The following is an 11,099-nucleotide window of genomic DNA, read 5'->3' as shown; positions in this document are numbered from 1 at the left end:
GCCCCGGCCCGTCGGCACCGGGGCGGCGATCGGTCGTGTGCGGCCGGAACGGGCGGACAGGCCCGTCAGGGCGCGGCCCACAGCCCCCTGACGTGCCCGAGGTGCCGGGCCATCACGGCCCGTACGGCCGCCTCGTCCCGGGCGAGCAGCGCGTCCAGGATCTCCAGGTGCTCCTCGGCCGACGCCTCCAGCCGCCCCTGCTCGACCAGCGCCGTCAGCCCGTAGAGCCGGGAGCGGCGCCTCAAATCGCGTACCACGTCGACGAGATGGCCGTTGCCGGCGAGGGCCAGCAGGCCGAGGTGGAAGCGCAGGTCGGCCTCGACGTAGCCGATGAGGTCGCCGGCCGCGGCGGCGGTGACGATCTCCTCGGCGACCGGGCGGAGCGCCTCCAGAGCCACCGGGTCGGCCGTGCGGGCCAGCTCTGCCGTGGTGGGGATCTCGATCAGCGCCCTGATGTGGGTGTACTCGTCGAGCTGCTGCTCGGACACGGCGGTGACCCGGAAGCCCTTGTTGGGCACGGTGTCGACCAGGCCCTCCTTGGCCAGGTCGAGCATGGCCTCGCGCACGGGCGTGGCGGAGACGCCGAAGCGGGCGGCGAGACCCGGGGCCGAGTAGACCTCGCCGGGCCGCAGTTCACCGGCGATCAGGGCGGCCCGCAGCGCGTCCGCGACCCGCTCCCGGTGGCTGGGCTTCCTGCTGCCCAGCACGGGCAGGGCGGGAGTGTGCTGCGGGGCCATGACGGTCGGGGTTCCTCTCATGCGCACGAACGGGTTCGGATCACAGGACGAACCCCGCCGGGAACGGATCCTCGGGGTCCAGCAGGTACTGGGCGGTGCCGGTGATCCAGGCGCGGCCGGTGAAGCTGGGCAGCACGGCCGGGCGGCCGGCGACCTCGGTCGTGCCGAGCAGTCTGCCCGTGAAGCGGGTGCCGATGAAGGACTCGTTCACGAACTCGGTGTGCAGCGGGAGTTCGCCGCGCGCGTGCAACTGTGCCATCCGGGCGCTGGTCCCGGTGCCGCAGGGTGAGCGGTCGAACCAGCCGGGGTGGATGGCCATGGCGTGCCGGGAGTGGCGGGCGGTCGAGCCGGGGGCGGCCAGGTACACGTGGTGGAGGCCGTGGATGGACGGGTCCTCCGGATGGACGGGCGGGTCCTCGGCGTTGACGGCGGCCATCAGGGACAGGCCGGCGGCGAGGATCTCGTCCTTGCGTTCCCGGTCGAAGGGCAGGCCGAACTGCTCCAGCGGCAGGATGGCGTAGAAGTTGCCGCCGAAGGCGAGGTCGTACGTCACCGTCCGGCCGTCGGCGAGGGTGGCCTTGCGGTCGAGGCCGAGGGCGAAGGAGGGCACGTTCCGGAGGGTGACCGTCCTGGCGGCCCCGTCCTCGACGGCCACCTCGGCGACGACCGGGCCGGCCGGGGTGTCGAGCCGGATGGTGGTGACCGGCTCGACGACCTCGACCATGCCGGTCTCGACCAGCACGGTCGCCACGCCGATGGTGCCGTGCCCGCACATCGGCAGATAGCCGGACACCTCGATGTAGACGACGCCCCAGTCGCAGTCGGGCCGGGTCGGCGGCTGGAGGATCGCGCCGCTCATGGCGGAGTGCCCGCGCGGCTCGTTCATCAGCAACTGCTTGATGTCGTCGCGGTGTTCGCGGAACCACAGCCGCCGTTCGTTCATGGTGGCGCCGGGGACGGTGCCGATGCCGCCGGTGATCACGCGGGTCGGCATGCCCTCGGTGTGCGAGTCGACGGCGTGCAGGACGAGTTTGCTACGCATGGTCCTTATGCCAATCCGGCCGCGACGGCCTTCTCCGTGGCGGCACGGACCGCCGCCTCCTGCCCGGGCAGCAGCGCCGCGCGGGGCGGGCGGCAGGGCCCGCCGTGACGGCCGACGAGGTCCATGGACAGCTTGATGGCCTGGACGAACTCCACCCGCGAGTCCCAGCGCAGCAGCGGATGCAGCTGCCGGTACAGGGGCAGCGCGGTGTCCAGGTCGCCGCCGACGGCGGCGCGGTACAGCTCGACCGAGGCGCGGGGCAGCGCGTTCGGGTAGCCCGCCACCCAGCCCTTGGCGCCCGCCACGGCCAGCTCCAGCAGGACGTCGTCCGCGCCGATCAGCAAGTCCAGTTCGGGGGCGAGTTCGGCGATCCGGTAGGCCCGGCGGACATCGCCCGAGAACTCCTTCACCCCGCGGATGTGCCCTTCGCCGTGCAGCCGGGCGAGCAGCTCCGGCACGAGGTCGACCTTGGTGTCGATCGGGTTGTTGTACGCGACGACCGGCAGGCCCGACCTGGCGACCTCGGCGTAGTGGGCGAGGACGGAGCGCTCGTCTGCGCGGTAGGCGTTCGGCGGCAGCAGCATCACCGCGCGGCAGCCGGCCTCGCCGGCCTGCTCGGCCCAGCGCCGGGACTCGGCGGACCCGTACGCGGCGACGCCGGGCATCACGCGCTCCCCGCCGATCGCGGCGACGGCCGTCTCGACGACCCGGGCCCGCTCCTCGGGCGTGAGCACCTGGTACTCGCCGAGGGAACCGTTCGGCACGACACCGTCGCAGCCGTTGCGGACCAGCCAGGCGCAGTGCTCGGCGTACTGGTCGTAGTCCACCGAGAGATCGTCGTTCAGCGGGAGCGCGGTGGCGACGAGGACGCCGCGCCAGGGGCGGTGTTCGGTCATGACAGTCCCTCCTGGGGGTGTTGCCGGGCGAGGACGCCGAGCGGCACGGGACGGGCGAAGGGGCGCTTGGCGGGGGTGGGCTCGCAGCCGGCGAGACCGGCGATCGCGGTGCCGCACATCCGGCCCTGGCACCAGCCCATCCCGGCCCGGGTGAGCAGCTTCACGGTGCGTTCGTCGCCCGCTCCGAGGTCCAGGGACTCGCGCACGGCCCCCGCGGTGACCTCCTCGCAGCGGCAGACCACGGTGTCGTCGGTGATCTGCTCGGGCCAGTGCGCGGGCGGCGCGTAGGCGGAGTCGAGGGCGGCGGCGGACCGCCTGAGCTTCGTACGGGCCTTGAGGGCGGCGGGCGCCGGGCCGGGGGCGGTGCCGTGCAGGTGGGCGGCGGCGGAGCAGCCGGCGATGTGCCCCTCGGCGAGGGCGAGGGCGGCTCCGCCGATACCGGTGGCCTCCCCGGCGGCCCACACGCCGGGCACGTCCGTGCGCTGCTCGGGGTCGACGGCAACGGTCAGCCCGTCGAGGCGGCAGCCGAGGCTCTCGGCCAGGTCGGTGTGCGGGAGCATGCCGTGGCCGACGGCGAGGGTGTCGCAGGGCAGCTGTCGTTCGGTGCCGGGCCGGACGCGCCCGTCGGTGTCGAGCGCGGCGACGGTGACGCCGGTCAGCCGGTCGTCGCCGTGGGCGCGGACGACGGTGTGACGCGTGAGGACCGGGACGCGGTGGCGCAGCAGTCGGGCCGCGTATCCGGCGCCCTCGGGGAGCTTGCCGGCCAGGGCCGGGCCGTGGCGGGCGAGTCGCCCCGGGCCGGCCGACTCGACGAGCGCGGCGACCTCGACGCCTGCTGCCGCGAGCCCGGTCGCCACGGGCAGCAGCAGCGGCCCGGTCCCGGCCACGACCGCTCGGCGCCCCGGCACCACCAGCGCGCCCTTGAGCACGGCCTGGGCTCCCCCGGCCGTGACGACACCGGGAAGGGTCCAGCCGGGGAAGGGCAGCACCTGCTCGTAGCCGCCGGTGGCCAGGACAACGGCGCGGGCGCGCACCTCGGCGGGCTGCTCCTGCGCGGGCCCGAGCAGCGCGTGCACGGTGAAGCCCTCCGGCGTCCGCTCCACGCACCACACATGGTGTTCCGTCAGGACGTCTGCGTCGCAGGCGGCGAGCCCGTCCCGCAGCCGCTCCCAGGTCCGCCACCGGTGGTGCAGCGCCTCGGGCCGCGCGGCGCCGAGTCCGGCGGCGGGCTGACGGTAGAACTGCCCGCCCGGTGCCGGCGCTGCGTCGACGAGCGTGACCCGCACGCCGCGCGCGGAGGCCGCCAGGGCCGCGGCGAGCCCGGCCGGACCGGCGCCGATCACGGCGAGGTCAGTCCGCATGCCGCACCTCCCCGTGGCCCGTGCCGTCCTGGGTGCCGATCGCATCCCCCGGCCGCACCGGCACCAGGCAGGCCCGTTGGTTGGGGCGGCCGTTGACGGTCACCAGGCAGTCGAAGCAGACACCGATCCCGCAGAACACCCCGCGCGGACGGCCTTCGCCGCGGGTGGAACGCCACGACGTCACCCCTGCCGACCACAGCACGGCGGCGACCGTCTGCCCGGGCAGCGCCTCGACCGGCCGCCCGTCGAACGTGACCGTGAAGGCGGGGCCGGGCCTGGCCCCCGCCGGCTCCAGCGGGTTCACTCGGCCTCCTCGGTGAAGCGGTCGGGCCGGAACGGGCCGAGGTCCAGGTCGGGTGTCCGCCCGGTCAGCGCCTGGGCGATCAGATGCCCGGTGCCGGTAGCGAGACCGATGCCGGCGCCCTCGTGCCCGCAGGCGTGGAAGAGCCCGGGCGCCCGCGGGTCGGGGCCGATCGCGGGCAGGTGGTCCGGCAGATACGGCCGGAAGCCGGCGTACGTGCGCATGGCCCGGACTCCGGCGAGGAACGGGAAGAGCCCGGTCGCCCCGGCCGCCAGCGCGCGCAGCGCCGGGAGCGACAGCGACCGGTCGAAGCCGACCCGTTCGCGGCTGGCGCCGATGAGGACCGGCCCGGCCGGGGTGCCCTCCACCACCGGGGAGGTCTGCAGCGGCGCCGAGTCGCTCGCGACGTCGGCCACGTAGTCGGCGGCGTACACCTTGTGCCGGACGCGGGGCGGCAGCGGTTCGGTGACCAGGACGAAGCCCCGCCGGGGCAGCACCGGCAGGGACACTCCGGCGCGGGCCGCCACCTCGCCGCCCCAGGTGCCGGCCGCGTTGACGACCGCGGGGGCGTGGAGGTCGCCCCGGTCGGTGCGCACGCCGCGCACCGCGCCGCCCGGCCCGCGCAGGACCCCGGTCATCTCCCGGCCGGTGAGCACCCGGGCCTTCGACGCGCGCAGCAGGTGCGCCGCCGCGAGGGCGGGCATCACCTGGGCGTCCTGCGGGTAGTGCATGCCGCCCGCGAGGTGGGGGGTCAGATACGGCTCCAGGTCGGTGAGCCGGTCGGGCGGCACCGAGACGGCCTCGACGCCGGCGGCGCGCTGCCCGGCGGCGAGTTCCTCCAGCCCGGCCAGGGCCCGCTCCGTGCCGGCGACGACGACACCGCCCTTGGGCTCGTACTCGACGGCCCGGCCCAGCCCCTCCCGGGCCAGCCCGGCCCACAGCCGGGCGGACAGCAGGGCCAGTTCGAGCTCCGGTCCGGGTTCCTTGTCGGAGACGAGGAGGTTCCCCTCCCCCGCTCCGGTCGTACCGCCGGCCACCGCTCCCCGGTCCACCACGACGGTGTCCAGGCCCGCGCGGGCCGCGTAGAGGGCGGCGGCGGCGCCGATCACTCCGGCTCCGACCACCACGACATCGCAGGTCAGCGACTCGCTCACGTAAGTACTATGTCACACACCATATGCTCTGGGAAGGGTGCGGACAGGGGTGGGCGAAGGGGCGGGAGCGGTCAGTCGGCCGCGGGGACGACCCTCAGGTGGGAGGCGGTACGGCGTGTGCGACGCTCCCGGGACGCTGTGCGGCGGGCCTCGCGCAGGACGAACGTGACCCGGGCGCAGCCCAGTTCCTCCAGCGTCCTGGACGTCTCGACGACGACCCGGCACTCGGTGGCGCCCCGGCGGGGATCCGGGTGCAGCAGCGGTCGTACGGCACCGTCCTGCTCGACGGCGTCCTCACCGACCGCGCGGATCCAGTGCGGCAGGCCGTGCCGGTAGGCGGCCTCCATGATCGGGTCCTGGGCGATGTCGCGGCGGATGGCCTGGAGTCCGTGGTCCGGGCCGTGACTCTCCACGGTCCGGGCGAAGTGCGCGAGCATCGGCAGGCACCAGCTCGCCTCGTGCTCGCCGAGGACCGTGGGGGCGTCGGGGTGGAACAGCACGAACCTGAGGAAGTTGTCGCCCGGCATGGCCGTCGGATGCGGGCCGACCTCTCGGAAAAGTGACCGGAAGGCACCGTTGGTCAGCACCACGTCCCAGCAGTGGTCGACGACGAGGGAGGGGAAGGAGACACCCTCCAGAAGCCCGGCGTAGTCCTCCAGGTAGGCCTGGGCCTCGGGAGTCTCGGGGACGGGCCGCGGTGCCGGCCGCTGCCCTCCTGCCTGATATGCCATCGGGAGGTCACCCCTCTTGCCTGTGCGGCCTTGACGCGGCGCCCCGATCCTGCTGCCCCGAGCTGAGGCGTGTCAACTATCGTGGCATTCCGTGCCTGTTGACGGCTGAAATTGGCCACAGTTGTGGCGAGACCTGGATGTGAGTTCGAAGCACCGGCTACGCTCCGGGAAGTTCACGCCGGGGTAGGTCACGGCATCCACTTGTGAGAAGCCTGTGAGATACGTAGGAGATCTGTCGGTGACGGGTGGCTTCGTCGAGGGTCCGGGCGCCACGCCGACGGCCGTGCTACCGGCCGTCGTCTCCCGTGTCGGCGCGCTCGCCGACCGGCTCGGCGTGCCGCATGCCGAGGTCTTCGACATCGGCCGGCTGTCCGTGGCCTCCGGGGTCCCGGACCCCGTGGTCAAGGCACTGCTCAGTGGCCGGCCGGCGGGCGAGCCCGATGTCCAGGCCCGGTTCCTGCAGCGACTGGACCTGTTGCGCCGGACCCGGCTCAAGCCCAACGGCCGCAAGTACACCCAGCAGGAGATCGCCGACGGCGCGGGCATGTCCCGCCAGCAGGCCGGCGCCCTCATCAACGGCGACCGTCGGCCGACCATGGAGCACTGCGACGCCCTCCAGCGGTTCTTCCGGGTGCACGCCGGGTTCCTGACGGCCGAGGACCCCGAGGCGCTCGTGAGCGCCCTCCAGCACACCGAGCAGGAGCTGCTGCAGAAGCTCGCCGACCGCGAGCGGCAGGCGGCTGCGGCGGCGGACGACCCGCTGGAGCGGCTGTTGCAGGACCACGGCGTGCGCGGCATCGCCTGGCGGGCCGCGCAACTGCCCACCGACCAGCACCGCGACAAGGTCGCGGAGTGGCTGGACATGCTCCTGGAGAGCGTCAAGCGGCCCGAGTCGTGACCGTGGGGAGAACTGTGGGCATCGGTAGGGAAATGCGCCGCCTGTGCGGCGAGCTGGTCGCGGAGCTGACCCTCCCCGCGCCGGCACGGCCCGACGAGCTGTACGCCGCCCTGTGCGACGGCATGAGCAGACGCCGCGGCCGCCCCGTCCACTTCCGTACGGCCGCGTTCCCGCCCGGGACCGCCAGCGGGCTGTGGCTCGACATGGCCGAACAGGACCTCGTCGTGATCGAGGAACGCACCGCTCCCGATCACCAGTTGGTGATCCTGGGCCACGAGCTGTGGCACATGAAGGCCGGGCACTGCTCCCACCACGTCGAGGGCGCCGCCGTCGCGGCCCGGCTGCTCGACGACGGCGCCGACCTCCAGGAGACCGTGCGGAAGGTCGCCGCGCGCACCCGCTTCGACCTCGACGACGAGAAGGAGGCCGAGAGCTTCGGTCTGCTGCTCGCCAGCAAGTGCCGGGCGTGGCTCGCCGGTTCGTCGTCGCGCGGGCCGGCGCGGCGGGACCATCTGGCGGGGCGGATCGAAGCGTCGCTCGGGTATCGCGGACCGCAGGGCTGACGGGCCGTCCTCAGGGGCAACGTGGTGTGGTCCGCCTCCGCCGAGCGGGCGAACCGGAGGGCGACGGGGCCGGATTGTCAGTGGTGGGCGGCAAGCTGGAGGGGCGCCACCGCCGTGCGGGGCGTGCGCGCCGCGAGGGCGCGGGAGAGACGACGCCGACACGGGGAGAGCCGACCGATGCCCACCGCCGTTCTGACCGATCGTGAACGCACCGCCGTCCAGGCCTATCTGCGGCTGCTGCACACCGTCCGGGCCGCCTTCGACCTGGAGGGCGCCCCGCCGCTCGTGCCTCCCGCGGTGCTCGCCGAGGCGGAGCGGGCCCTGGAGCGGGCCGGGCTGACCGGCAACGAGGAGGCGTTCTTCCGGCTCCTGGAGAACTGGTGCCCCGAGACGGGGCCCTGACCCGGAGTGCCGGAGAGGGATTCCTTGCGGGGTCAGGCGTGCGGTACCGCGACCGCCGTGGCGACCAGGCCCCGCCCCGCCGTCCAGCGACCGTCGAAGTGGCCGACGCGGCGGGCGCCCACCCGCGGCCCGGGGACGAGCAGCGCCGCGCGGAAGGTGCCCTCGGCGGTGAGCTCGATGTCGGCCTCCATGAAGTCCAGCCACTTCCCGGTGAGGGGGAACCACGCCTTGTAGACGGACTCCTTCGCGCTGAACAGCAGCCGGTCCCAGTGGATGTCGGGGCGTTCGGCGGCGAGCCTTCGCAGCCGGTCCGCCTCGGCCGGCAGGGACACGGACGGCAGGACGCCCTCGGGCAGCGGGCCGTGGACCTCGGCGTCGATACCCAGGGAGGCCAGGTCGGTGGCGCGGACCAGGGCGGCGGCGCCGTAGCCGTCGCAGTGGGTCATGCTGCCGGCCAGCCCGGCCGGCCAGCCGGGGGCGCCGCGTTCCCCCGGCAGGATCGGCTGCGGCGCCACGCCGAGCTTCTCCATGGCGCGGCGGGCGCAGGAGCGCACGACGGCGAACTCCCTGCGCCGCTTGGCGACCGCCCGTGCCACGAGCGCCGCCTCCTCGGGGTACAGCGGGGTGTCCGCGTCCCCGTGGCCGTACGCCTCCACGGTGACCACGGCTTCCGGCAGCAGTTCCTCGATCACCGCTCCTCGCCCTCCCCCGGCAGGATGCGCCGCAGCCGCCCGGGCGGCCGGGACCGCTTGCTCCACTCGCGTGGATAGCCCACCGACACCTCCTCGAAGCGCACGCCCTCGTGCCGGGTGGTGCGGGGGATGTGCAGATGGCCGTAGACCATGGTGTGCACGCGGAACCTGCGGTGCCAGTCGGCGGTCAGGTCCGTGCCGCACCACATGGCGAACTCGGGGTGCCACAGCACGTCCATCGGATGCCGGTGCAGCGGATAGTGGTTGACGGGGATCACCGGCAGGTCGCCGGGCAGTTCGGCGAGTCTGCGTTCGGTCTCGGCGACCCGGGCCCGGCACCATGCCTCCCGGCTCGGGTACGGGTCGGGGTGCAGCAGGTACTCGTCGGTGCACACGATCCCGGTGCCCTGCGCGTACTCCAAGCCCTGCTCCTTGGTGGTGCAGCCGGCCGGCAGGAACGAGTAGTCGTACAGCAGGAACAGCGGGGCGACGGCCACCGGGCCGCCGGGGCCGTCCCAGACGGGGTAGGGGTCCTCGGGAGTCGTCACCCCGAGTTCCCGGCACAGCTCGACCAGGTACTCGTACCGTGCGACACCGCGCAGGGTGACGGAGTCGCTCGGATGGGTCCACAGCTCATGGTTGCCGGGCGCCCAGACGACCTTGCGGAAGCGGCCCGCGAGCGTCTTCAGGGCCCAGCGGATGTCCGCCACGGTCTCGGCGACGTCCCCGGCCACGAGCAGCCAGTCGTCGTCCGTCCCGGGCCGCATGCCCTCGACCAGGGCGCGGTTCTCCGGGTACCCGATGTGCAGATCGCTGATGGCCAGCAGTTGTGCGGCGCCACCGGCCGTCGACGTCACCTCTCGCCCCCTCCGCGCACCCGGACGCCACCAAGAGATCACATCCGTGCGAGAGGGACAAGGCGGCCCGGGGGCCGTCGCCGGAGAAATCCTTCACATGCGCGTTGCACGACAGGGCTCGCCGAAGCCGTATGATCTGGCCCAACACCACCACTGAGAACTCCCCTTCACAGGGGCGGTTTGGTGTCCCTCCATTTTCCTGCCCGGGCACGGGCTGCTCAGCCCTGCCCGCGAACCGTGAAAGGCGGCCTGCATGGTCTCTCGCGTACGCGTCTGGCTCAACCGCACGTACGCGGAGAACGTGTTCTTCATGGATCAGCTGCGGAGAAATCCCAGCGACCGGGCCGTCGAGATCCATGCCACCCACGGAGACCCCGACTCGCCGGTGCTGGCCGCCGCCGACACGGCCGAGCTGGAGCCCGAGAACCTCTCCCCCGCCGGGTACGTGGAGTACGCGCTGGACCAGTGCGCGCGACGCGGCATCGATGTGTTCGTGCCACGGCTGCACCAGTCGGCGATCGTGGCGCACCGCGCCGAGTTCGAGGCGGCCGGCACGGCGGTGCTGGCGCCGCCGCCCGAGGCCGTGGCCGTCTTCCACGACAAGGTGATCGCCTACGAGGCGGTCCAGGCGATCGGCGTGCCCGTGCCGCCGTGGTGGCGGGTCCGCTCGGAGGACGAACTCGTCGCCGCTGTCGAGGAGTTGGAGGCAGGCGGGCACAAGGCGTGCTTCAAGCCCGCGTCCGGGGCCGGCGGGGTGGGCTTCCGCGTGATCACGCGTACGCCCTTCTCGCTGATGCATCTGAGCGGGTTCCCGAGCCCGTACGTGCCGCTCGACCTGGTGCTGGAGGCGCTGCGGGGGGCCGAGGAGCCGGTCGACTGGCTGGTGATGCCGCGCCTGGAGCAGCCCGAGGTGTCGGTGGACTGCCTGACCGGTCCGGACAACCGGCTCCGGATGGCCGTGGGCCGCACCAAGAACGGCCGCCGCCGGGGCTTCACCCTGCACGAGCAGTGGCTGGACCCGGCCCGGCGGATCGCCGAGGGCTTCGGTCTGCACTACCTGTCCAACATCCAGTTCCGGATGTTCGGCGACCGTCCGGTCCTCATGGACGTCAACACCCGCCCGGCCGGCGGACTGCACCAGCTGTCCCTGTGCGGGGTCAACGCCCCCTGGGCCGCCGTGCAGCTGGCCCTCGGCGAGGACCCGGGGGAGGTGGTTCCGCCGTTCCTGGGCCAGGACTACACGGTGGTGTCGGGGCTGCGCCCGCTGCGGCCGGTGTCGCTGCCGCAGCAGCGGCCGGAGGCGACGGATCCGCTGCCGGCGGTACCCGCGCCCCCGTCGGCCGAACCGGTCGGCCCGGTCGGGGCGGCGGCTCGGGCGCTGCCTCTCTAGGGGGGTCCGCACAGTCGGTCCTGGTCCCTGGTCCCTGGGACCTGGCCGCGAGCGCGTCGCACACACTGCTGGGGT

At 73.8% G+C, this 11,099-nt stretch carries 13 protein-coding genes; 4 read left to right on the top strand and 9 right to left on the bottom strand.

The genetic code is table 11. The annotated features are described in order from the left end of the window. Window positions 1–65: 65 nt before the first annotated feature. The 7 genes from G3I77_RS07050 to G3I77_RS07020 form a co-directional block, all read right to left on the bottom strand. Window positions 66–737, bottom strand: a complete 672-nt coding sequence (locus G3I77_RS07050) for a GntR family transcriptional regulator (protein WP_248501730.1) — start codon at window positions 735–737, stop codon at window positions 66–68. Between the two features lie 40 nt (window positions 738–777). Further along, window positions 778–1,779, bottom strand: coding sequence for a proline racemase family protein (locus G3I77_RS07045; RefSeq protein ID WP_248501729.1), 1,002 nt, complete (start codon window positions 1,777–1,779; stop codon window positions 778–780). A gap of 5 nt (window positions 1,780–1,784) precedes the next feature. Continuing rightward, window positions 1,785–2,675 carry a dihydrodipicolinate synthase family protein gene (locus tag G3I77_RS07040; protein WP_248501728.1) on the bottom strand — a complete coding sequence of 297 codons (891 nt, stop codon included), beginning with the start codon at window positions 2,673–2,675 and terminating at the stop codon, window positions 1,785–1,787. Beyond that, complete coding sequence (locus G3I77_RS07035) at window positions 2,672–4,036, bottom strand: FAD-dependent oxidoreductase (protein ID WP_248501727.1); 1,365 nt, start codon at window positions 4,034–4,036, stop codon at window positions 2,672–2,674. Before G3I77_RS07035 ends, G3I77_RS07040 begins: the two co-directional genes overlap by 4 nt. Beyond that, window positions 4,026–4,340 carry a (2Fe-2S)-binding protein gene (locus G3I77_RS07030; RefSeq protein WP_248501726.1) on the bottom strand — a complete coding sequence of 105 codons (315 nt, stop codon included), beginning with the start codon at window positions 4,338–4,340 and terminating at the stop codon, window positions 4,026–4,028. Before G3I77_RS07030 ends, G3I77_RS07035 begins: the two co-directional genes overlap by 11 nt. Next, the gene (locus tag G3I77_RS07025; RefSeq protein ID WP_248501725.1) at window positions 4,337–5,491 is read right to left on the bottom strand and encodes an FAD-binding oxidoreductase; all 1,155 of its coding nucleotides are present in this window, start codon (window positions 5,489–5,491) and stop codon (window positions 4,337–4,339) included. The genes G3I77_RS07030 and G3I77_RS07025 overlap by 4 nt, the downstream gene beginning before the upstream one ends. Window positions 5,492–5,562: 71 nt before the next feature. Continuing rightward, on the bottom strand, window positions 5,563–6,222 hold the full coding sequence (locus tag G3I77_RS07020; protein ID WP_248501724.1) for a hypothetical protein: 660 nt from the start codon (window positions 6,220–6,222) through the stop codon (window positions 5,563–5,565). Between the two features lie 238 nt (window positions 6,223–6,460). Between G3I77_RS07020 and G3I77_RS07015 the strand changes: the two genes are divergently transcribed. The 3 genes from G3I77_RS07015 (at window position 6,461) to G3I77_RS07005 (ending at window position 8,085) form a co-directional block, all read left to right on the top strand. Next, window positions 6,461–7,120 carry a helix-turn-helix transcriptional regulator gene (locus tag G3I77_RS07015; protein ID WP_248501723.1) on the top strand — a complete coding sequence of 220 codons (660 nt, stop codon included), beginning with the start codon at window positions 6,461–6,463 and terminating at the stop codon, window positions 7,118–7,120. Between the two features lie 32 nt (window positions 7,121–7,152). Beyond that, window positions 7,153–7,683, top strand: coding sequence for a toxin-antitoxin system, toxin component (locus G3I77_RS07010; RefSeq protein ID WP_248501722.1), 531 nt, complete (start codon window positions 7,153–7,155; stop codon window positions 7,681–7,683). Between the two features lie 177 nt (window positions 7,684–7,860). After that, complete coding sequence (locus G3I77_RS07005) at window positions 7,861–8,085, top strand: hypothetical protein (RefSeq protein WP_248501721.1); 225 nt, start codon at window positions 7,861–7,863, stop codon at window positions 8,083–8,085. 32 nt (window positions 8,086–8,117) lie between these two features. Here G3I77_RS07005 and G3I77_RS07000 read toward each other — a convergent pair whose 3' ends face one another. Then, a complete protein-coding gene (locus G3I77_RS07000) occupies window positions 8,118–8,777 on the bottom strand; it encodes a 4'-phosphopantetheinyl transferase superfamily protein (RefSeq protein WP_248501720.1) in 660 nt (219 codons plus the stop codon). Beyond that, a complete protein-coding gene (locus tag G3I77_RS06995; protein ID WP_248501719.1) occupies window positions 8,774–9,634 on the bottom strand; it encodes a metallophosphoesterase in 861 nt (286 codons plus the stop codon). The genes G3I77_RS07000 and G3I77_RS06995 overlap by 4 nt, the downstream gene beginning before the upstream one ends. 253 nt (window positions 9,635–9,887) lie before the next feature. On the opposite strand from G3I77_RS06995, the gene G3I77_RS06990 reads away from it, so the two are divergent. Continuing rightward, the gene (locus G3I77_RS06990; RefSeq protein WP_248501718.1) at window positions 9,888–11,024 is read left to right on the top strand and encodes an ATP-grasp domain-containing protein; all 1,137 of its coding nucleotides are present in this window, start codon (window positions 9,888–9,890) and stop codon (window positions 11,022–11,024) included. Window positions 11,025–11,099 lie beyond the last annotated feature (75 nt).

Source organism: Streptomyces sp. D2-8 (genome assembly GCF_023184515.1).
Lineage (GTDB): Bacteria > Actinomycetota > Actinomycetes > Streptomycetales > Streptomycetaceae > Streptomyces.
Note: the sequence above shows the minus strand (reverse complement) of the source record. Positions and strands in the feature narration are given on the sequence as shown.

Bases quoted from the DNA above. Each gene is read 5' to 3' on its own strand.
- G3I77_RS07050 (WP_248501730.1), bottom strand. From the start codon at position 737: ATGGCCCCGCAGCACACTCCCGCCCTGCCCGTGCTGGGCAGCAGGAAG.
- G3I77_RS07045 (WP_248501729.1), bottom strand. From the start codon at position 1,779: ATGCGTAGCAAACTCGTCCTGCACGCCGTCGACTCGCACACCGAGGGC.
- G3I77_RS07040 (WP_248501728.1), bottom strand. From the start codon at position 2,675: ATGACCGAACACCGCCCCTGGCGCGGCGTCCTCGTCGCCACCGCGCTC.
- G3I77_RS07035 (WP_248501727.1), bottom strand. From the start codon at position 4,036: ATGCGGACTGACCTCGCCGTGATCGGCGCCGGTCCGGCCGGGCTCGCC.
- G3I77_RS07020 (WP_248501724.1), bottom strand. From the start codon at position 6,222: ATGGCATATCAGGCAGGAGGGCAGCGGCCGGCACCGCGGCCCGTCCCC.
- G3I77_RS07010 (WP_248501722.1), top strand. From the start codon at position 7,153: ATGCGCCGCCTGTGCGGCGAGCTGGTCGCGGAGCTGACCCTCCCCGCG.
- G3I77_RS07005 (WP_248501721.1), top strand. From the start codon at position 7,861: ATGCCCACCGCCGTTCTGACCGATCGTGAACGCACCGCCGTCCAGGCC.
- G3I77_RS06990 (WP_248501718.1), top strand. From the start codon at position 9,888: ATGGTCTCTCGCGTACGCGTCTGGCTCAACCGCACGTACGCGGAGAAC.